We start from the raw sequence: 20,300 nt of genomic DNA on the forward strand, positions 1-20,300 counted from the left end.
CCGTACCGCTGCCGCTACACGTGCGTACGCAGCAGGGTCCGCATCGTCCGCATCGCGACCGACAGGTTCGCCAGGTCGAAGGAGTCCGAGGATTGGATCTCCTCCAGGGTGGAGCGCGAACGGCCCAGGATCGAGGCGTTCTTCTCCTCCCACGCCTTGAAGCGCTGCTCGGGGCTGGACGCTCCGTTGCCCACCGACAGGACGTCCTGGGTGAGGCCCGCGTGCGCCGCGTACAGGTCCTCGCGGATGGAGGCGCGGGCCATCGACTGCCAGCGGTCGGCCCGCGGGAGCTCGATGATCCGGTCCATCAGCTTGGTGATCGCCAGGCGGTCGGCGAGGTCGTAGTAGACCTCGGCGACGGCCATCGGGTCCTTGTCCGTACGGTCGGCGATCGCGACGATGTCGAGCGTCGGGAAGGCGGACGAGAACCCGGCCACCCGCAGCGCCAGCTCCTCCGGGACACCGGCCGCCGTGAGCTCGTCGAGGATGCCCTGGTACCACTCCAGGTCCGCGCCGCGGAGCATCTTCGGCAGCTCGGCCCAGACCTGGGCGACGCCCTCGCTGAAGAAGGCGATGGTCTCGCTGAGGTCGAGCGGCTGCGGGCGGTTGCCGAGCAGCCAGCGCGTGGCGCGCTCGACGAGCCGGCGCGAGTGCAGGCGCAGACGGGTCTGGATGTCGGCGGCGACCTTGTTGTCGAGCGCCTCGACCTCGTCCCAGACGGCGGCGAGACCGAAGATCTCGCGGGCCGCGGCCTGTGCGCGTACGACCTCCTCGATCGACGCGCCCGTCTCCTCCCGCAGTCGGTGCAGGAAGGTCGAACCACCGGTGTTCACCGTGTCGTTGACCAGCACCGTCGTGATGATCTCGCGGCGCAGCGGGTGCGAGTCGATCGCGTCCGGGTAGCGCTCGCGCAGCTGCTGCGGGAAGTAGGCGTGCACCAGCTTCTGCAGATACGGGTCGTCGGGGAGCCCGGTGGTGATCAGCTCGTCGGCGGCCGTGATCTTCGTGTACGCGAGGAGCACGGCCAGCTCCGGCTGGCTCAACCCCTTGCCCGCGCTGAGCAGTTCACGGATCTGCCGGTCGCTGGGCAGGAACTCCAGCGAGCGGTCGAGGTGCTTGTCGCGGCCCAGGCGGCGCATGAAGCGCTGCTGGGCGTGGAGCAGAGAGGAGGACTGGGCGACGGAGTTGGCCAGCGCGGTGTTCTGCGCGTAGTTGTTGCGCAGCACCAGGTGGCCGACCTCGTCGGTCATCTCCGCGAGCAGGATGTTGCGTTGCTTGACGGTCAGATCGCCTTCGCCGACCAGGCCGTTGAGCAGGATCTTGATGTTCACCTCGTGGTCGGAGGTGTCGACGCCCGCGCTGTTGTCGATGGCGTCGGTGTTGATCTTGCCGCCCGCCCGGGCGAACTCGATGCGGCCGAGCTGGGTGAGGCCCAGGTTGCCGCCCTCGCCGACGACCTTGGCGCGCAGCTCCTCGCCGTTGACGCGGATCGCGTCGTTGGCCTTGTCGCCGACGTCCGCGTTCGACTCGGCGCTCGACTTCACGTACGTACCGATGCCGCCGTTCCACAGCAGATCGACCGGCGCCTTGAGGATCGCCTGCATCAGATCGGCCGGGGTCATCTTGGCGACGCCCGACTCGATGCCGAGCGCCTCGCGGATGTGCGCGTTGAGCGGGATGGACTTGGCGCTGCGCGGGTGGATGCCGCCGCCCGCCGACAGCAGGCTCTTGTCGTACTCGGCCCATGAGGAGCGCGGCATCTCGAAGAGCCGGCGGCGCTCGGCGTACGAGGTGGCCGCGTCGGGGTTCGGGTCGATGAAGATGTGCCGGTGGTCGAAGGCGGCGACCAGGCGGATGTGCTCGCTGAGCAGCATTCCGTTGCCGAAGACGTCGCCCGACATGTCACCGACGCCGACCGTGGTGAAGTCCTCGGTCTGCGAGTCGTGGCCGAGCTCGCGGAAGTGCCGCTTGACGGACTCCCAGGCGCCGCGGGCGGTGATGCCCATGCCCTTGTGGTCGTAGCCGGCCGAGCCGCCGGAGGCGAAGGCGTCACCGAGCCAGAAGTTGTACGACTCGGCGACCTGGTTGGCGATGTCGGAGAAGGTCGCGGTGCCCTTGTCAGCGGCGACGACCAGGTAGGTGTCGTCCTCGTCGTGGCGTACGACGTCGGCGGGCGGCACGACCTCGCCGGCCACCAGGTTGTCGGTGATGTCGAGCAGCGCCGAGATGAAGGTCTTGTAGCTGGCGATGCCCTCGGCGAGCCAGGCGTCACGGTCGGCGGCCGGGTCGGGCAGCTGCTTGGCGACGAAGCCGCCCTTGGCGCCGACCGGCACGATGACGGTGTTCTTCACCATCTGCGCCTTGACCAGGCCGAGGATCTCCGTACGGAAGTCCTCACGCCGGTCGGACCAGCGCAGACCGCCGCGCGCGACCTTGCCGAAGCGCAGGTGCACGCCTTCGACGCGGGGCGAGTAGACCCAGATCTCGTACGCCGGGCGGGGCGCCGGCAGATCGGGGATGGCCTGCGGGTCGAACTTCATCGAGACATAGGTGTGGCTCTTGCCGCCCTCCGCCTCCTGGAAGAAGTTGGTCCGCAGCGTGGCCTTGATGACGGTGAGGAAGGACCGCAGGATCCGGTCCTCGTCGAGCGAGGCGACCTGGTCGAGGGCCCCGTCGAGCTCTTCGAGCAGCCCGTCGGTGAGCTCGGTCCCGGCCCGCTGGCGGTCCGGCGACATCCGCGCCTCGAAGAGCGAGACGAGGAGGCGGGTGGTGTGGACGTTCGTGCGGAGGGTGTCCTCCATGTAGTCCTGGCTGAAAGTCGACCCGGCCTGGCGCAGGTACTTGGCGTACGCGCGCAGCACCGTGGCCTGGCGCCAGTTGAGCCCTGCGCCCAGGACGAGGGAGTTGAAGCCGTCGTTCTCGGCCTCGCCGGTCCAGGTCGCGGCGAAGGCCTGCTGGAAGCGCTCGCGGGCGTCGTCGGCGAGGTAATCGCCGTTGCTGCCCGCCGACTTGGGCATCCGCAGCCCGAAGTCGTAGATCCAGGCGTGCGTACGGTCGGCGCAGCGCAGCTCGTAGGGACGCTCGTCGGTGACCTCGACGCCGAGTCTCTGCAGCACGGGCAGCACGGCGGAGAGGGAGACCTGCTCGCCGATCCGGTAGATCTTGAAGCGGCGCTCGCCGGGGGCGGCGCCCACGGGCTCGTACAGCGAGAGCGCGAAGTCGTTGCGCCCCTGCGTGAGTTGCTCCAGGTGGACCAGGTCGGCGACGGCGGAGCGCGGTGAGTGGTCGGCCTTGTAGCCCTCGGGGAAGGCGTGTCCGTACCGGCGCAGGAGGGCGGCGGCGCGCTCCTCGCCGCACTCGGCGTTCAACGCGTCGGAGAAGCCGTCGGCCCAGGAGCGGGCGGCCTCGACGAGGCGGGCCTCGATGCGGTCGGTGTCGGCCTCGGTGAGCTTGGTGAGCTCGGTGCCGGGCTCCACCCGTACGACGAAGTGCAGGCGGGAGAGGATCGACTCGGTGTTCCAGGCGGTGAAGTCGACGGAGGTGCCGCCGAGCTCTTCCTTGAGGATGTCGATGAGGCGCAGACGCACGCCGGTGGTGTAGCGGTCGCGCGGCAGGTAGATGAGGGCCGAGTAGTAGCGGCCGTACTCGTCCTGGCGCAGGTAGAGCCGCAGCCTGCGGCGCTCCTGCAGATACATCACCGAGGTGACGACGGCGCGCAGCTGGTCGACGGGGGTCTGGAAGATCTCGTCGCGCGGGTACGTCTCGAGAATCTGCAGCAGATCACGCCCGTCGTGGCTGTGCGGCGAGACGCCCGCACCTTCCAGCACCTCGGCGACCTTGCGCCGTACGACAGGAACCCGCCGCACGGACTCGGTGTACGCGGCGGAGGAGAAGAGCCCCAGGAAGCGCCGCTCGCCGACGACATTGCCGTCCTTGTCGAACTTCTTCACGCCGACGTAGTCGAGGTAGCTGGGCCGGTGCACGGTCGCCCGGCTGTTGGCCTTGGTCAGCACGAGCAGCTTGTGCTCGCGCGCCTTGGCGCGGGCGTCGGCGGGCAGCCGGCTGAAGGAGGGCGAGACGGGGTGCGCGTCGTCCTCGTGGTGCTGGGGGTCGGAACGCAGAATCCCGAGCCCCGTGCCGGGAACGGCGGCCAGCGCATCGTCCTTGGTGAGCTGGTACTCGCGGAAGCCGAGGAAGGTGAAGTGATCGGCGGCCAGCCAGCGCAGCAGCTCGCGGGCCTCCTCGACCTCCTGGGTGCGCAGGTCGTCGGCGGTCGGCTCGGAGGGGAGCTCCTCGGCGATGCGCAGGGCGGCATCGCGCATCTTGTCCCAGTCCTCGACGGTCTCGCGTACGTCGGAGAGGACCCGGAGCAGATCGGCGGTGATCTGCTTCAGGTCGGCGCGGTCGGTCTCGCGGTCGATCTCGACGTGGATCCAGGACTCGACGACGGTCTCGTGGCTTTCCGGGGCGGTGGCGCCGGCGGCCAGGACCTCGATCAGCTTGCCGGTGACGTCACGCCGTACGAGAACCTGCGGGTGGATGACGACATGGATGCCGCGACCCTGCCGGGAGAGCTCGTTGGTGACGGAGTCGACCAGGAAGGGCATGTCGTCGGTGACGACCTCGACGACGGAGTGGCTGCAGGTCCAGCCGTTCTCCTCGACGGTCGGCGTGTGGACGCGGACGTTGGCGGTGCCCTGTGGCCGCGTCTCGGCCAGCCGGTAGTGCGAAAGCGCCGCACCGAAGACATCGACCGGGTCGCGGTCACCGAGGTCCTCGGGAGCGGTGTGCAGGTAGTAGCGCTGGAGGTAGGCGAGCACGGTGTCCTGATCACTGCCGCCGGGGAGTCCCGACGGGCTGTTCTCGGCTACCAGGGCCGCCCGTGCGAGCAGTTCGGCCTTGGCTTCGTCCAGCTTGGTCTGCATGTCCTCTGGCTCCTGTCGCGCGCCGTTGCGTGACGTAGGGGAAGGGTGCGACACGACGCCACGACGCGGGGTTTCCGGTCGATGTCGACGTTATGCCGCGATGAGAGATGCCCGTACCGTTATTGGCCATTTTCGGCGTCCGGTCGGGGAAGGGGAAACGGGATGCGGCGATGGCCCGGGCACGGTGGTGCGCCGGGCGCAGGGCAGGGGCGTCACTGCCCCCGCGGGATATCGCGCTGATCACGGGTCAAGGCTATCTCCCCCGGACCGCACTCCGTCATGAGCCATATCTGTACAAAACTGGGGTCCGAACTCTGCCCCTCTGGACAAAGACTCCGGCCGGATGGACGTTGGCGGGAACCACACGACCTGCACGGCCAAAGGGAGCGGGCACCAGCCATGGCAGCGAAGATCCTGATAGTCACCGGCGACGCGGCGGAATCGCTGGAGGTCCTCTACCCGTACCAGCGCCTGCGCGAGGAGGGTTACGAGGTCCACATCGCGGCCCCCACCCGCAAGACGCTCCGCTTCGTGGTGCACGACTTCGAGCCCGGCTTCGACACGTACACCGAGAAGCCCGGCTACACCTGGCCGGCGGACCTGGCCTTCGCGGAAGTCGACCCCGGCCAGTACGCCGCCCTGGTGATCCCGGGCGGCCGGGCCCCCGAGTACCTGCGCAACGACCTGGAGCTCCGCAAGATCCTCAAGGCCTTCTTCGACACGGACAAGCCGGTGGCACAGATCTGCCACGGCCCCCTGCTGACGGCGGCGATCGGCGGCCTGAGCGGTCGCAGGGTGACGGCGTACCCGGCACTGGAACTGGACATGGAGGCGGCGGGGGCGGTGTTCCAGGACGCGGAGACGGTGGTGGACGGAACGCTGGTGTCGGCGCGGGCGTGGCCGGACCACTCGGCATGGATGCGCGAGTTCCTGACGGTGCTGCGCTCAAAGGTCCCGGTCACCTGACAAATTCAGCCCCTCCGGCGATTGAGGAGCGGGGGTCCGGGGGCAGAGCCCCCGAAAGCGGGGGCCGGGGTGCGACCCCGGTTTCGGGAAGGGGCGGGTCAGGGGACAAGCTCCGCGCAGGGCACCCCAGCCGCAGCCGCACCCCACCCCCGCCCCACCCCTAAGCAGCAAACCCCCGCGCCCACTCCACCGCCTCAGCCAAAGAATCCACCACAGGCACCCCAGCCGCCTCCAGACTCCCCCGACTGTGCGACCCCCCGGTATAGAGCACGGCCCGCGCCCCCACATGCTGCGCAGCCCTCGCATCGTCGACCGCGTCCCCGATGACGACGACCCGCCCAGGGTCGACGCCCTCCAGGCCGGCAAGATGCCGCACCATGTGCTCGGCCTTGCCCGTGTTCGAAGGACCCACCCGCCCGTCCACCCGCACAAACCGCTCCTCGATCCCATGCGTCCGCACGATGGGTATCAGATGCTCGTGCGGGGCCAGCGAGCACAGCGACTGCGTGAGCCCGCCGGACTGCCACCCGGCCAGCAACTCCGCGGCCCCGGAAGCGAGTCGGGCCTGCTCCGCACCCGCCCAGTAGTGCCGGTGGAAGGCCTCGTCCATGACGAGCCACTCAGCCTCGGTCGGCAGCCGCCCCATCAGCCGCTCATAGAAGCGCGGTACCGGTACGCAGTACAGCTCGCGGTAGCGCTCCAGCGTGATCGGCTCCATGCCCAGCTCCGCGAAGGCGGCGTTGGTCGCGCCGATGACCGCCGCGTTGTCGTCGAAGAGCGTGCCGTTCCAGTCCCACACCAGATGCGTCCCCATGGAGAAAACCGTACTCGCAGGGACTGACAGTCAGCCGATGAGGTGGGGAATCTCCTGCACGCCGAACCAGAGCAGCTCATGATCTTCCGCACCGTCCACGGTGAACTGCGCGTCGCCGTCGCCCTGGTCCGCGGCGCCCAGCGCCCCGGCCGCCGCGGTCACATCACCCTCGGCGTCGTCCGCGTCGACGTGTACGGCGGCCGCCTTGGCGAGCGGCACCACCGCGGCGATCCGCACCTCGCCGAGCGCCGCCTGGTCGAGGCCCCGGTCGGGGTCGGCCGCCGCAGACCCGTCGGGGATGTCGACGGCGACGACGACCCGGCGGCGGACGGCGGCAGGGTCCCCGGCGAGGAGCCGCAGCGAGGCGGAGGCGGCCCGGTTGAGGGCCGCGTACTCGAGTTCCTCGATGTCGTCCGAGACGTACCACTCGCGCAGTGCCGGGGTGACGGCATAGGCGGTCAGCGGTGCGGGCCCGAGCTCGCCCGACGTATGCGCCGCTGCGAGACCGGCGAGGGTCAGGGGGACGTACGCGCGCATGGCGGGCTGCTTTCGTCGTTCCGTATACGGGACCCCAGGATACGTTCGGAGCCGCCCCGCCACCCGGATAGGTGATCCTGCACGCTCCCTGCCACCCGGACCCTCCCCCCTTGCCACCCCTCGCTCACCGCCTGTAGAAGAACCCCAAGCAGAAAGTTACCGCCCGGTAGAAGTTCATCGCCGGGCCCTGCAGAGCGGGGGCGCACATGACCACCACGAGGCCCGCATCCAGGCGGGACCAGCGCAGGCCGGGCACGGTTCCGGCCCAGCGGCACACCATCCGTCCGCACGAGTTGTTCGCGCAGAAGCTCCTGGCCGTGCTCAGCGGGCAGAAACCCGTGCACTGGATGCTCAACCACACCGTCGGCGAGGCGTACCAGCAGCTGATCGACCTCGCCCCGCACACCCCGTTCCTCGACCAGCGCGCCCACCCCGTCGTGCACAAGTGCCGGTGGTACGGCCACCCCCGCCCGGGAGTGGTCGAGGCGGCGGTCACCATCGCGGCCGGCGAACAGGTCAGGGCCATGGCGTTCCGCCTGGAGCAGGGCGCAGACCTGCGCTGGCGCTGCGCAGCGGTGGAACTGGGCGGCGAGCGGGTCCCTTCGCAGCCGTAGCAAAAAGGCCGGGGCCCGACACCCAAAGGTGTCGGGCCCCGGCCCTTCCCGCGTCTACCGCCCGCGGTTACTTCTTACGGCGGCGACCGCCGCCACCGCTGCTGCCCTTCTGGGCCTTGCGGCGCTCCGCGCGGGTCAGACCGTCGGCCTCGGAACGGGCCGGACCGCCGTCACCGTTCTCGAAGTCGCCTTCGACGACCCCACCCTCGGCGGTCGGAGCCGAGAAGTGCAGCCGGTCGGGGCGCTGCGGGGCTTCGAGCCCCTTGGCGCGGATCTCGGGACGCGCGCCGGCGGGCACTGCGGCGTCGTCCTTCTCCAGCGAGGTCTTCTCGGCCGCGTCCTGCACCGGAACCTCCTCGACCTGCTGCTCGACCTGGACCTCCAGGTTGAACAGATAGCCGACGGACTCCTCCTTGATGCCCTCCATCATGGCGTTGAACATGTCGAAGCCCTCGCGCTGGTACTCGACCAGCGGGTCCTTCTGCGCCATGGCACGGAGACCGATGCCCTCCTGGAGATAGTCCATCTCGTAGAGGTGCTCACGCCACTTGCGGTCCAGGACGGACAGCACCACGCGCCGCTCCAGCTCGCGCATGATGTCCGAGCCGAGCTGCTCCTCACGGCCGGAGTACTGCTCGTGGATGTCGTCCTTGATGGACTCGGCGATGAACTCGGCGGTGATGCCCGCACGGTCACCGGCCGCGTCCTCCAGCTCCTCGACGGTGGCCTTCACCGGGTAGAGCTGCTTGAAGGCGCCCCACAGCCGGTCCAGGTCCCACTCCTCGGCGAAGCCCTCGACGGTCTCGGCCTGGATGTAGGCGTCGATGGTGTCGTCCATGAAGTGCTGCACCTGCTCGTGCAGGTCCTCGCCCTCCAGGACGCGCCGGCGCTCGCCGTAGATGACTTCCCTCTGCCGGTTGAGCACCTCGTCGTACTTCAGGACGTTCTTGCGCGTCTCGAAGTTCTGCTGCTCGACCTGCGACTGCGCGGAGGCGATCGCCCGGGTGACCATCTTGTTCTCGATGGGCACATCGTCAGGAACGTTCGCCATCGACATCACGCGCTCGACCATCTGCGCCTTGAACAGACGCATCAGGTCGTCCCCCAGCGACAGGTAGAACCGGGACTCGCCCGGGTCGCCCTGACGGCCGGAACGACCGCGCAGCTGGTTGTCGATACGGCGCGACTCGTGGCGCTCGGTACCGAGCACGTAGAGCCCGCCGAGCTCGGTGACCTCGTCGTGCTCGGCCTTGACCGCCTGCTCGGCCTTCTCCAGCGCGGCGGGCAGGGCCGCGGCCCACTCCTCCACGTTCTCGTCCGGGTCGAGACCGCGCTGGCGCAGCTCCGCCTCGGCGAGGTCGTCCGGGTTGCCGCCGAGCTTGATGTCCGTACCACGGCCGGCCATGTTCGTGGCGACCGTCACGGCGCCCTTGCGGCCGGCCTGGGCGATGATCGGCGCCTCACGGTCGTGCTGCTTGGCGTTGAGGACCTCGTGCTGGACACCGCGCTTGGAGAGCTGCTGCGAGAGGTACTCGGACTTCTCGACCGAGGTGGTGCCGACCAGGATCGGCTGGCCCTTCTCGTGCTTCTCCGCGATGTCCTCGACGACCGCGTCGAACTTGGCGACCTCGGTACGGAAGATCAGGTCGGACTGGTCGAGGCGGACCATCGGCTTGTTCGTCGGGATCGGAACGACGCCGAGCTTGTAGATCTGGTGGAACTCCGCGGCCTCGGTCATGGCCGTACCGGTCATGCCGGAGAGCTTGCTGTAGAGGCGGAAGAAGTTCTGCAGGGTGATCGTGGCGAGGGTCTGGTTCTCGTCCTTGATGTCCACCCCTTCCTTCGCCTCGATCGCCTGGTGCATGCCCTCGTTGTAGCGGCGGCCGGCGAGGATACGGCCCGTGTGCTCGTCGACGATCATGACTTCGCCGTCGATGACGACGTAGTCCTTGTCGTTCTTGAAGAGCTCCTTGGCCTTGATGGCGTTGTTGAGGTAGCCCACCAGAGGCGTGTTCACCGACTCGTACAGGTTGTCGATGCCGAGCCAGTCCTCGACCTTGGCGACGCCGGGCTCGTGGATGGCGACGGTGCGCTTCTTCTCGTCGACCTCGTAGTCGCCGGTCTCCTCGATGCCCTTGAGCGGGTTGCCCGCCTCGCCCTTGGCCAGGCGGGTGACGAGCTTCGCGAAGTCGCCGTACCACTTGGTGGCCTGGTCGGCGGGGCCGGAGATGATCAGCGGCGTACGGGCCTCGTCGACCAGGATCGAGTCGACCTCGTCGACCACGGCGAAGTTGTGGCCGCGCTGGACGAGTTCGTCCTGGGACCACGCCATGTTGTCGCGGAGGTAGTCGAAGCCGAACTCGTTGTTCGTGCCGTACGTGATGTCGCAGGCGTACTGCTCACGGCGCTGCGCCGGAGTCATGTTCGCCAGGATGCAGCCGACCTCGAGACCGAGGAACTTGTGGACGCGGCCCATCATCTCGGAGTCGCGCTCGGCCAGATAGTCGTTGACCGTGATGAGGTGCACGCCCTTGCCGGACAGTGCGTTGAGATACGTCGGCAGTGTGCCGACCAGGGTCTTGCCCTCACCGGTCTTCATCTCGGCGACGTAACCGAGGTGCAGGGCGGCGCCGCCCATCAGCTGGACGTCGTAGTGACGCTGGCCGAGTGCGCGCTTGGCTGCCTCACGGACGGTCGCGAAGGCCTCGGGGAGCAGGTCGTCGAGGCTCTCGCCGTCGGCATACCGCTCTTTGTACTCGTCGGTGAGGGCCCGCAGCTCGGCGTCGGAGAGGTTGACGAAGTCCTCTTCGATGGAGTTGACCTGGTCCGCAATGCGGTGCAGCTTGCGCAGGATCTTTCCTTCGCCTGCACGCATGAGCTTGTTGAAGACGGACACGGGGGTTGGTCTCCTTGCCGGTCGGGCCTGGCTCGGTCGAATGTGATGGGGGTAGAGCAACGGCCATCGTATGCGAGGACCCCGCCGCGCCGGGAGGTCCACTGTCAAGGAGAACGCCCGGAGCTGCCGGAAGGTGCCGCTGCGGCGGCCGAAAGCTCTGGCGGCCCCCGGGAGGAAGGGCGCAGAATCGACCGATGGATCCCCTCACCCTGACCACCGAGCGCCTGCTGCTGCGCCCCCTGGACCGCCGCGACATCGAGGCCACGTACGAGGCCTGCCAGGATCCTGCGATCCAGCGCTGGACGACCGTCCCTTCGCCGTACGAGCGGATCCACGCGGAGTTCTTCATCGACACGATGGTGCCGGAGGGCTGGCGCACGGACTCCGCGTACAACTTCGCTGTGCTCCCCCTGGCCGGCGGCCCGCTCCTCGGCTCGATCAACGTCCACCGCAACCCCCCGGGCGCCTGGGAGACCGGTTTCTGGACGGCCAAGGAGCACCGCGGCCGCGGCTACACCACCGAGGCGGTGACCGCGCTCGCCCGCTGGGCCTTCACCACGCTGGGCACCGGACGTCTGGAGTGGCGGGCCGAGGTGGGCAACGACGCCTCACGCGCCGTCGCGGAGAGGGCGGGCTTCCGGATCGAGGGCGTGCTGCGGGCCGGGCTGCTGCACCGCGACAGCCTCCGCGACGCCTGGCTGGGCGCCCTGCTCCCCGGCGACCTGGGCCTGCGGTCCGAACCCCCCTATGTCAGTGCCACCTCCTAGGCTCTCTCCCATGGCACCCACAGAACTGTCCGCAGACGAAGCCCGCCGGATCGCACTGCGCGCGCAGGGATTCCTGGGCGCCCCCGACCGACGCGGAGGTGCGCGCGGCGTGCTGCGCCACCTGGGCGCGGTGCAGCTCGACACGATCTCGGTCCTGGCGCGCTCGCACGAGCTGATTCCGTACGCACGCCTGGGCGCCCTGGGCCGCCGGACCGTCGAGGACGCGTACTGGACGGAGGGTCACTCCTTCGAGTACTGGTCGCACGCGGCCTGCATCCTCCCCGTCGAGGAGTGGCCGCACTTCGCGTTCCGCCGCCGCGCGTACCGCAACCGCCCGCAGTGGCACCACGACCTCTCGCAGTCCGCGTACGACCAGGTGATCAAGCAGCTCCGCACCGAAGGCCCGCTCACGGCAACGGAGTTGGGCGGCGCGAAGAACGGCGGCGAGTGGTGGGACTGGTCCGACTCGAAGATCGCCGTCGAGCGGGCCCTGATGTACGGCGACGTGGTGTGCACCGAGCGCCGCAGCTGGAAGCGCGTGTACGACCTCGCGGAACGAGCGATCCCCACGCCACTCCTCGACATCGACCTGGACGACAAGGAGTGCCTGCGCCGCCTGGTCCGCCTTGCGGGCGATGCCTTGGGCGTAGGCACCCGCTCGGACATCGCCGACTACCACCGGCTGAAGGCCGAGCAGTTCGACGCGGTGGTCGCGGACTCGGGCCTGGTCCCGGTCACGGTCCAGGGCTGGGGCAAACCGGCGTGGGCGTCCCCCGAGGCCCTGGCCACCACACCTCGCGGCCGCCACCGCACGACACTGCTCTCGCCCTTCGACTCCCTCATCTGGGAGCGCCCCCGCACCGAGCGCATCTTCGGCTTCACACACCGCCTGGAGGCGTACGTCCCGCGCCCCAAGCGCATCCACGGCTACTTCGCGATGCCGCTGCTGGCGGGCGGCCACCTGGTGGGCCGGGTCGACCCGGCCCGCGAGGGGACGACGCTGGTGGCACGCCAGGTCTCCCTGAAGAACGAGAAGACGGTGGCCCCGATGGCACAGGCCCTGACGGAGGCCGCAGGCTGGGTGGGCTGCAACACGGTCCGCGTGGAACAGGTGACCCCACCCACGCTCCGTGCCCCCCTGACGGCAGCCCTGGCATCAATCTGAAGCAAGGCACCGACCCGCACTATCCAAGCAAAATCAAGCCCCTCCGGCGATTGAGGAGCGGGGGTCCGGGGGCGGAGCCCCCGAAAAGCGACGGGGCTCGGGGGTCCGGGGGCTTGCCCCCGGTTTCGGGAAGGGGCGGGCCAGGGGACAGGCCCCGCGCAGCGCAACCCCCGCCCCGCCCCACCCCGCGCTACCGAATCTCGAGAATCTTCTCCCGCATCGCGTAGACCACGGCCTCCATCCGAGAGTGCAACTGCAGCTTCTCCAGAATGTTCCGCACATGGTTCTTCACGGTGTTCTCCGAGATGAACAACTCCTTGGCGATGTCCCGGTTGTTCATCCCCGTGGCCACCAGCTTCAGCACCTCAAGCTCGCGATCCGTCAACCGCGGCGCCGGCACGAGCCGCCGCTCATCGGTGCGCTGGATCATCGACTTGAACTCGGTGAGCAGCTTCGACGCCATCGAAGGGCTGATCTGCGACTGACCGTCGGCCACCGCCCGAATCGCGGTCGCCACCTCGTCCGTCGAGATCTCCTTCAGCAGATACCCGGTGGCCCCGGCCTTGATCGCGTCGTACAGATCAGCCTCTTCATCACTGATCGTCAGCATGATGATCTTCGCGCTGGGCGCCACCTCCTTGATGGAGGTGCAGGCCTCGATCCCGCCCCGCTTCGGCATCCGTACGTCCATCAGCACGATGTCGGGAAGCAGATCCGCGGCCTTGTCGACCGCTTCGGCCCCGTCCCCCGCCTCACCGACGACCTGGATGTCCTCCTCCGCGGCAAGAACGATCTCCAGCCCCCGCCGGAACAACGCATGGTCGTCCACCACCAGGACCCGGATCGGCTCCTTGCGTGATGCGCCCGGTTCCTCGGAAGCACTGCTGCCACTCATGCTGCCGTCCTGCACCGGTCCGAAGGTGTCCGCCATCGTTCCTCCCCCTGAAGGCCTACTGCGCCAATCGCAGCTCACAGAGCACCTATTGGCGCGCGACTCCATGCTTTCATGCCGGGAGGGCAGAGCAGCGATTGTCCCCACGGCGATGTCCCTGGTGGCTGAAAAACACCCCCAGGGACACCACTGCGGCTAAGCCGTCATCCGCCGAGTGCGCCCCCGGCGCCACCCGCATCGGTCTCGGCGAGCGGGTCGGTCGTCAGATGAATGACGCCGTAGTCGTAAGCGTGCCGCCGGTATACGACACTCGGCTCCTTGGTCTCCGCGTCGACGAAAAGATAGAAGTCGTGGCCGACCAACTCCATCTCGTAGAGCGCCTGGTCGAGCGTCATTGCCGCTGCGACGTGCGTCTTCTCCCTGACGACCAGCGGACCTTCGCCCTGCACCTCGAGCGAGCCCATCTTGGTTGTGGGCACAGAACCCGCCGCGCCCGAACCCTCGGGGACGACGTCACCGTTGCCGTTGAGCTGTGCCACACCCGGCACCGTGTCGACGACCTCGGCGGCCGAAATGCGGCCACTGCCCCGTCGGTTGTGCCGCTTCTCGTTGTTCTTCCGCAGGCGCGCCTCGAGCTTGCCCGTGGCCAGATCCAGCGCTGCGTACGGGTCCGCGGCCGCCGCTTCGGCCCTGATGACCGGGCCTCGGGAGTGAAGTGTGATCTCCACGCGGTCGGAACGGTCGGCCTGCCTCGGGTTGGGCTCCTTGGACACCTCGACGTCGAGGCTGATCACCTTGCCGTCGAGCTTCTGGATCTTCTCCAGCTTCAGCTTCTCGGCCACGTGCTTGCGGAACCGCTCGGGTACCTCGGTCTTGCGGCCCTTGACGACGATGTCCACGCAGAACTCCGTTCCCGGGTCGCTCCGCTCATCGGCGGAGCTGCTCCCTCTTGCACCAGACCCCGGTGAGCACCGGAGTCTCGGACTTGGCGACTTTCACCTCCTCCTCCCCCAAAGGGAAGATCCCCACCCCACCAACTTCAGGGGTTACGGAAAACACCAGAGCCATCCGTGCTTTACACACACGTGCCCGTGCAATCAGTGAGTCACAGCTTTCGCGATTCCTCACAACCGAACATAGCTCGATCGGACGGGTGTCGGCACCTGCTACCGGGCCGTACCTCCGTTCAGGTGACTCTTCCCTCTCACTACCTGCAACGATGCAAGTTGCCTATCAGTTCCGGTTTATTTCGAAAGAGAACGGAAAGCGGAAACAGGAGCAGCCACCACGGCGGCGCCGAGCGCTCCGCCCCCACTGAATTCGCGCGCCTCCCCGACCGCACGCGCGGCCTCCACCAGCGAGGCTCCGGTCGTCATGAGATCGTCCACCAGCACCACGCGGCCGCCCGCCAGCAGCCGTGCCCCGCACGCCGCCGCCTCCAGTGCCCCGGAGAGGTTCGACAGCCGCTGCCGGGCACTCAGCCCCGACTGGTCGGCCACCGCACGCCGCTGCCGCAGCACCGCGAGCACCCGGGCCGGCGACCCCGTCCTGCGCAGCTCCGCGGAGGCCGCGAGAGCGATCCGCCGCGCCGGATCGTGGCCCCGCGCCCGCACCGCGCTCCGCGCCGAAGGCACCGGCACGAGCAGCAGCGGCCCTGTTCCGGAGGCGTACGGAGCGGAAGCCCGCACGGCCCCCGCCAAAGCCCTGCCGAGCGCCCCCGCAAGCCCCAGCGCACCCCGCTCCTTGTGCCCGAGCAGCACGGCCCGCACCGCGTCCTCGTACCCGGCGGCGGCGTGCACCACCGGCAGCCCGCCCGGCTCCGGATCAGGCCGCACCCGTCGCGCCGCAGCACCGTGGAGCGACCCGGCGCACTCCTCGCACAGCGTCGTATGCGGCCTGCCGCAGCCGCCACAGTCCACCGGAAGCACCAGACCGGAGATCTCCCGCCACCACCCCCGCATGAACTCCACTGTGCCCATAAGGACCCCATCCGGCGACCCCTGTGGACAACTCCCCACAGCCCGGCCGAAATCCGGAGCTCCGTGCCGTCAGCCGGGATATACGGGCGATATCCCCTTTTCGACGACCGTCTTCCAATTGGCCCCGGGCGGCAGCCGTACGATGCCGTCGCCCTGCGAGAGCGCCACCAGCGGCAGCCTGCTGTCGTCCGCCGCAGCCACCGCCGTCACCCGGTTCGCGCCGGGAATCGTCGCCGCGGACACCGACCCGTCCGTCTGCATGTACCGCATCTGCTGCACCCCGCCGGCTTCCTTGCCGACCACCACGAGCCTGCTGCGGCCGGCCCACGACATGGCGGTCACCTCCGCCATCTGCGGCGCCGCGTCCCGGAGTTCGCTCACGGACACCGCCTCGACGTCCCCGTGGCTCTGCCGCTCCACCCGTCCGACCTTGAGCGTCGTGTGCCCGTCCTCGGAGACCAGCAGCGCGATCCGCACCCCGTCCGCCGACATCCGCAGCGATTCGATCCGCGCCCCACCCAGACCGGAGACGTTCACCGTCTGCGCCGCACCGGCGCCGCCGGACAAACGCAGCAGCCGCGGATGGGCACGGTCCCTGTCGGCGACCCACAGGTCGCCCAGTCCGTCCCAGCTCGGCGCCGACAGACGGTCCTCGGGCCGCTTCCCCTGACTGGTCACCAGCGGGTTGCCCAGCTCTCCGTCGGAGACGATCGACGCCGCGTACAGCTGCGCCCCGGAGTTGGTGACAGCCGCCGCCCGCTGATCGTCACGCGACACCGCGACCGAGGCCGGCGTCCGCTGCCCGGCACCGAACGGCCCCGGCACCGGCTCAGGCCCGCTGTTGCCCTCCGCCGAATCCGCCGCCCCCGTGGCCGACCCGACCGACATGGGCAGTCGTTCGAGGTGTCCCTTGGGGTCGATGAAGTACGCGGAGGTGGCCGTCCCCGAAGCCCGGTCCGGCGAGAACTCCTCCGCCTGGGCGGAGTTCAGCACGCACAGCTGTGAGCCGTCCGACCGCTCCAGCCCCACCTGCGAAACCTTGGACGCCGTCAGGTCCCGCAGGGTGAACAAGAGTTGAGCCGCCATCTTCTGGCACTGCCCCTGCCCGACGTTGGACGCCTTCGCGTTGAGCGGCACCTTGAGCGCATTGCTGTCGTCGAACGTCAGCGACTTGGTGCCGTCCTTCAGCGCCGTACCCGTCGGAAAGCGCGAATCGACCACCGGCTTCAACCAGTTGGTGGGCCCGCCGAGCAGCGAGGCGACCGTCTGCGTCACCGTGTCCATGCGCGACTCGGGGTCGATGCGCTTGCGTACGTACACAGGATCGGCGACCAGCCAGTCCCGCTGGGACGAACTGGTGGAACCCGCGGAGCCGGTGGCGTCGGACGCGGGCAGGGAGGCGAAGTAGTACTTGTTGACGGACTGATAGCTCCGTCCGAAGTCCGACTGCGCGAGCAGCAGCCCCTTCGGAGGGATGTCGATCCGCCACTCCTTGCCCTCGGGGGTCTTCTGCTGGACGAGGTGGATGAGCCCCTCGTACTTGCGCGTGACAGGCCGGTACGCATGCTGCTTGTCCACCACAGCGACCTGTGAGCCGTCCAGCCGGAAGGTGAACCCGTCCAGCCCGCCCCGGTCGTTCGCACGGTCCGGCAGCCGGCCCGGCCCTTCGGTCAGCACCGTCGTCTCGGCGGCCGGATCCCAGGTCTTCGCCGTCTGCGTGGTCAGATACTTCCTGGCCGTGGCGAACTGCAGATCGTCACTGGTCATCGCCTCCAGGAAACCGTCGACGATCTCGGTGGGCTGCGCACCGTCCTTCGGCGCCACGGCGTACACCTTGACCTGCGAGTCGGCCCGCTGCGACGGATCCACGGACTTGATGTCCCCGGTGTCCGGCATCGACGCGCACCCTGCCAGCAGCACTCCACCGCAACCCAGCAGCGCGTACGCCCGCACCCCGCGCCGAGTCCCCCCGCCTTCAGCGCCCACGGGCCCTGTCCTCCCGGTCGGAATCCTGCGTCGTTACGGAATCACTCGGCCGCGCCACCACCCGCGCGCCGTTCCCCGGCAGAGCCGTCGGATCTGCCGGTATCGCCCGAGGCGCCATCGGAAGCGCAGAGCGCTCGGCACCGGGCTGTACGGGTACGGTCGCCAGCCGGTCCGCGCTGTTCTGCGCCTGCGCCTGCTCACGCCCGCGCCGCGAATCCTCCGGCTCCAGCGGTATCGGCGAACCGCGCAGCGGTTCGTCGGCGGTACGCGGCAGCGTCAGCCGGAACTGCGAACCGCCACCGGGTTCGCCCCACGCCTGCAGCCACCCGCCGTGCAACCGTGCGTCCTCCACGGCGATCGAGAGCCCGAGCCCCGTACCACCGGTGGTGCGCGCCCGAGCGGGATCGGCCCGCCAGAACCGGCTGAAGACCCGCGTCGCCTCGCCCGGCTTGAGCCCCACGCCGTAGTCCCGCACGGCGATGGCGACAGCACCGCCCGCAACGCCGAAGCGCACCACCACGTCCTTGCCCTCACCGTGCTCGACGGCGTTGACAACGAGATTGCGCATCACGCGCTCGATCCGCCGCGGATCGGCCTCGGCAACCACGGGCTGCGCATCCCCGACGACCCGGATCCGGCTCCCCTTGTGCACGGCCAGCGGCTCGGCCGCCGCGATCACCCGCCGTACGGTCTCGCGCAGATCTATCGGCTCGGCGTCCAGAGCAGCGGCCCCTGCATCGAACCGGCTGATCTCCAGCAGATCGGCCAGCAACGACTCGAACCGGTCCAACTGCTCCCCGAGCAGCTCGGCGGACCGCGCCGTCACCGGATCAAAATCGCTGCGCGCGTCATGAATGACATCGGCAGCCATCCGCACCGTCGTCAGAGGCGTCCGCAGCTCATGCGAAACATCGGACACGAACCGCCGCTGCATCCGCGAGAGATCCTCCAGCTGCTGAATCTTCAGCTGCAGACTCTGCGCCATCTTGTTGAAGGCCTCGCCCAGCCGGGCGATGTCGTCCTCACCGGTGACCTTCATACGCTCCTGCAGCCGCCCGGCCGACAATCGCTCGGCGATCCCCGCAGCCATCCGCACCGGTGTGACGACCTGCCGCACCACCAGCCACGCGATGGCTCCGAGGAGCACGACCACGAACAGACCGGCCGTCGCCAGAGTCGTCTTGACCAGGCTGAGCGTCTTCTCCTCCTGCGTCAGCGGGAAGACGTAGTAGAGCTGGTACGGCTGATGATTGACGTCCTCGAGCCGCTGGCCCACGACCAGCCCCGACTCCGGCTCGCGCCCGGCCTCGTATTTGATCTGGGTGTACGTCTGGTACGGCGTCGTGCCCTGGTCGACCTTCGTACGCAACGCGTCGGGCACGCTCTCGGGCAGCATTCCCCCCGAGGCTCGCACCCCGCGGTTGCCCGCACCCGTCTCGTCCGTGGTGGGCCCCAGAGCCACCACGTGGTAAGCCCCTTGCCCGCCACTGGCGAGCTGCTCCACCAGATCGGTGCGCCACTGCACGGTCGTCGCTGCCCTGCCGTCCGCGGCCGCCCCGTCCTGGGAACCTGCCGCGACGGTCGCGTTCGCCTTGTCCTTGGCCACGGTGAAACCGCCGGCAGCCTGACTGACCGCCGCCTTCCCCTTGGCATCGAGAAGCCCGTTGCGCACCTGCCCGATGACGACGAGCCCGAGCAGCAGCACCACCCCGAGGGACATCACCAGCGTGCCCGCGACCACCCGGAGCTGGATGTTCCGCCGCCACAGTCGTACGGCGGGCAGCAGCGGACGCCGCACCCACCGCGCGACCAGGCGCAGCACGGGAGAACCGGGCGCCCCGTCCTGGAGCAGCCGTCCCCCGTCCAGAAAGCGCCCGAACCTCGACGACGTCCGCCGAGGACCGGGACCGGCAGGCCGCTCCGCACGGCTTCCCGGCTCCCCGGGTATCGGAGCAGCACTGCCTCGCGTCATATCAGCTCGGCCCGGCCTTGTACCCGACACCGCGCACCGTCACCACGATCTCCGGCCGCTCCGGGTCCTTCTCGACCTTGGAGCGCAGCCGCTGGACGTGCACATTGACCAGCCGGGTGTCCGCCGCGTGCCGGTACCCCCACACCTGCTCGAGAAGCACCTCCCGCGTGAACACCTGCCAGGGCTTCCTGGCGAGCGCCACCAGCAGATCGAACTCCAGCGGAGTCAGAGCGATGGACTGCCCCTCCCGCTTCACGGAGTGCCCGGCCACGTCGATGACCAGATCCCCGATCGTCAGCTGCTCCGGCGCGGGCTCCTCGGACCTCCGCAGCCGCGCCCGGATCCGGGCGACGAGCTCCTTCGGCTTGAACGGCTTGACGATGTAGTCGTCGGCCCCGGATTCGAGCCCCACCACCACATCGACGGTGTCGCTCTTCGCCGTGAGCATCACGATCGGCACCCCGGACTCGGCCCTGATCAGCCTGCAGACCTCGATGCCGTCCCGTCCGGGCAGCATCAGGTCCAGCAGCACCAGATCCGGCTTGGCGTCACGGAATGCAGCCAGTGCCTTGTCGCCGTCAGCTACAAACGACGGCTCAAAACCTTCTCCCCGCAGCACAATGCCCAACATCTCGGCCAGCGCGGTGTCGTCATCGACGACAAGGACTCGTCCCTTCATATCGACATCATCCCATTTCCGTTTCAGTCGTATAGACCCAGGTGAGATAGGTCACCGGCCTGCGACTGCGTCCGTCTTTGTCCGTGGATGACTACCAACGTCCGTGCC

Annotated in this window: 14 protein-coding genes; 4 read left to right on the forward strand and 10 right to left on the reverse strand. The window is 69.0% G+C overall.

What is annotated here, in order from left to right:
• Nucleotides 1-14: 14 nt before the first annotated feature.
• Nucleotides 15-4,925 carry an NAD-glutamate dehydrogenase gene (locus tag AB0H78_RS36980; protein ID WP_363239203.1) on the reverse strand — a complete coding sequence of 1,637 codons (4,911 nt, stop codon included), beginning with the start codon at nucleotides 4,923-4,925 and terminating at the stop codon, nucleotides 15-17.
• A gap of 399 nt (nucleotides 4,926-5,324) precedes the next feature.
• Here AB0H78_RS36980 and AB0H78_RS36985 point away from each other — a divergent pair, with 399 nt between their 5' ends.
• Nucleotides 5,325-5,891 carry a DJ-1/PfpI family protein gene (locus AB0H78_RS36985; RefSeq protein ID WP_363239204.1) on the forward strand — a complete coding sequence of 189 codons (567 nt, stop codon included), beginning with the start codon at nucleotides 5,325-5,327 and terminating at the stop codon, nucleotides 5,889-5,891.
• A gap of 160 nt (nucleotides 5,892-6,051) precedes the next feature.
• On the opposite strand, the gene AB0H78_RS36990 is transcribed toward AB0H78_RS36985, so the two are convergent.
• On the reverse strand, nucleotides 6,052-6,705 hold the full coding sequence (locus AB0H78_RS36990) for an HAD family hydrolase (protein ID WP_363239205.1): 654 nt from the start codon (nucleotides 6,703-6,705) through the stop codon (nucleotides 6,052-6,054).
• Nucleotides 6,706-6,735: 30 nt separating this feature from the next.
• Entirely contained in the window at nucleotides 6,736-7,242 is a 507-nt protein-coding gene (locus tag AB0H78_RS36995) for a hypothetical protein (RefSeq protein ID WP_363239206.1), read from the reverse strand.
• Between the two features lie 206 nt (nucleotides 7,243-7,448).
• Here AB0H78_RS36995 and AB0H78_RS37000 point away from each other — a divergent pair, with 206 nt between their 5' ends.
• Nucleotides 7,449-7,856, forward strand: coding sequence for an Rv3235 family protein (locus AB0H78_RS37000; RefSeq protein ID WP_363239207.1), 408 nt, complete (start codon nucleotides 7,449-7,451; stop codon nucleotides 7,854-7,856).
• A 67-nt stretch (nucleotides 7,857-7,923) separates the two neighbouring features.
• Here AB0H78_RS37000 and secA read toward each other — a convergent pair whose 3' ends face one another.
• Entirely contained in the window at nucleotides 7,924-10,752 is a 2,829-nt protein-coding gene (gene secA, locus AB0H78_RS37005; RefSeq protein ID WP_363239208.1) for a preprotein translocase subunit SecA, read from the reverse strand.
• A gap of 194 nt (nucleotides 10,753-10,946) precedes the next feature.
• Between secA and AB0H78_RS37010 the strand changes: the two genes are divergently transcribed.
• Entirely contained in the window at nucleotides 10,947-11,519 is a 573-nt protein-coding gene (locus AB0H78_RS37010; RefSeq protein ID WP_363239209.1) for a GNAT family N-acetyltransferase, read from the forward strand.
• Entirely contained in the window at nucleotides 11,500-12,684 is a 1,185-nt protein-coding gene (locus tag AB0H78_RS37015; protein WP_363239210.1) for a crosslink repair DNA glycosylase YcaQ family protein, read from the forward strand. The genes AB0H78_RS37010 and AB0H78_RS37015 overlap by 20 nt, the downstream gene beginning before the upstream one ends.
• A gap of 190 nt (nucleotides 12,685-12,874) precedes the next feature.
• Here AB0H78_RS37015 and AB0H78_RS37020 read toward each other — a convergent pair whose 3' ends face one another.
• The 6 genes from AB0H78_RS37020 to mtrA form a co-directional block, all read right to left on the reverse strand.
• A complete protein-coding gene (locus AB0H78_RS37020; protein ID WP_363239211.1) occupies nucleotides 12,875-13,615 on the reverse strand; it encodes a response regulator transcription factor in 741 nt (246 codons plus the stop codon).
• A 164-nt stretch (nucleotides 13,616-13,779) separates the two neighbouring features.
• Nucleotides 13,780-14,475, reverse strand: a complete 696-nt coding sequence (gene raiA / locus AB0H78_RS37025) for a ribosome-associated translation inhibitor RaiA (RefSeq protein WP_363239212.1) — start codon at nucleotides 14,473-14,475, stop codon at nucleotides 13,780-13,782.
• Between the two features lie 345 nt (nucleotides 14,476-14,820).
• Complete coding sequence (locus AB0H78_RS37030; protein WP_363239223.1) at nucleotides 14,821-15,537, reverse strand: ComF family protein; 717 nt, start codon at nucleotides 15,535-15,537, stop codon at nucleotides 14,821-14,823.
• Nucleotides 15,538-15,624: 87 nt separating this feature from the next.
• The gene (locus AB0H78_RS37035; RefSeq protein WP_363239213.1) at nucleotides 15,625-17,451 is read right to left on the reverse strand and encodes an LpqB family beta-propeller domain-containing protein; all 1,827 of its coding nucleotides are present in this window, start codon (nucleotides 17,449-17,451) and stop codon (nucleotides 15,625-15,627) included.
• A gap of 79 nt (nucleotides 17,452-17,530) precedes the next feature.
• A complete protein-coding gene (mtrB, locus tag AB0H78_RS37040) occupies nucleotides 17,531-19,513 on the reverse strand; it encodes an MtrAB system histidine kinase MtrB (protein ID WP_363239214.1) in 1,983 nt (660 codons plus the stop codon).
• A gap of 1 nt (nucleotide 19,514) precedes the next feature.
• On the reverse strand, nucleotides 19,515-20,192 hold the full coding sequence (gene mtrA, locus AB0H78_RS37045) for a two-component system response regulator MtrA (RefSeq protein ID WP_329121888.1): 678 nt from the start codon (nucleotides 20,190-20,192) through the stop codon (nucleotides 19,515-19,517).
• Nucleotides 20,193-20,300: the final 108 nt, after the last annotated feature.

This window comes from Streptomyces sp. NPDC050738, from assembly GCF_040654175.1.
In the GTDB taxonomy this organism is placed as follows: domain Bacteria; phylum Actinomycetota; class Actinomycetes; order Streptomycetales; family Streptomycetaceae; genus Streptomyces.

Bases quoted from the DNA above. Each gene is read 5' to 3' on its own strand.
- AB0H78_RS36990 (WP_363239205.1), bottom strand. From the start codon at position 6,705: ATGGGGACGCATCTGGTGTGGGACTGGAACGGCACGCTCTTCGACGAC.
- AB0H78_RS37000 (WP_363239207.1), top strand. From the start codon at position 7,449: ATGACCACCACGAGGCCCGCATCCAGGCGGGACCAGCGCAGGCCGGGC.
- AB0H78_RS36980 (WP_363239203.1), bottom strand. From the start codon at position 4,925: ATGCAGACCAAGCTGGACGAAGCCAAGGCCGAACTGCTCGCACGGGCG.
- AB0H78_RS37020 (WP_363239211.1), bottom strand. From the start codon at position 13,615: ATGGCGGACACCTTCGGACCGGTGCAGGACGGCAGCATGAGTGGCAGC.
- mtrB (WP_363239214.1), bottom strand. From the start codon at position 19,513: ATGACGCGAGGCAGTGCTGCTCCGATACCCGGGGAGCCGGGAAGCCGT.
- mtrA (WP_329121888.1), bottom strand. From the start codon at position 20,192: ATGAAGGGACGAGTCCTTGTCGTCGATGACGACACCGCGCTGGCCGAG.
- AB0H78_RS37035 (WP_363239213.1), bottom strand. From the start codon at position 17,451: ATGCCGGACACCGGGGACATCAAGTCCGTGGATCCGTCGCAGCGGGCC.
- AB0H78_RS37015 (WP_363239210.1), top strand. From the start codon at position 11,500: ATGTCAGTGCCACCTCCTAGGCTCTCTCCCATGGCACCCACAGAACTG.
- AB0H78_RS37010 (WP_363239209.1), top strand. From the start codon at position 10,947: ATGGATCCCCTCACCCTGACCACCGAGCGCCTGCTGCTGCGCCCCCTG.
- AB0H78_RS36995 (WP_363239206.1), bottom strand. From the start codon at position 7,242: ATGCGCGCGTACGTCCCCCTGACCCTCGCCGGTCTCGCAGCGGCGCAT.
- AB0H78_RS36985 (WP_363239204.1), top strand. From the start codon at position 5,325: ATGGCAGCGAAGATCCTGATAGTCACCGGCGACGCGGCGGAATCGCTG.
- AB0H78_RS37030 (WP_363239223.1), bottom strand. From the start codon at position 15,537: ATGCGGGGGTGGTGGCGGGAGATCTCCGGTCTGGTGCTTCCGGTGGAC.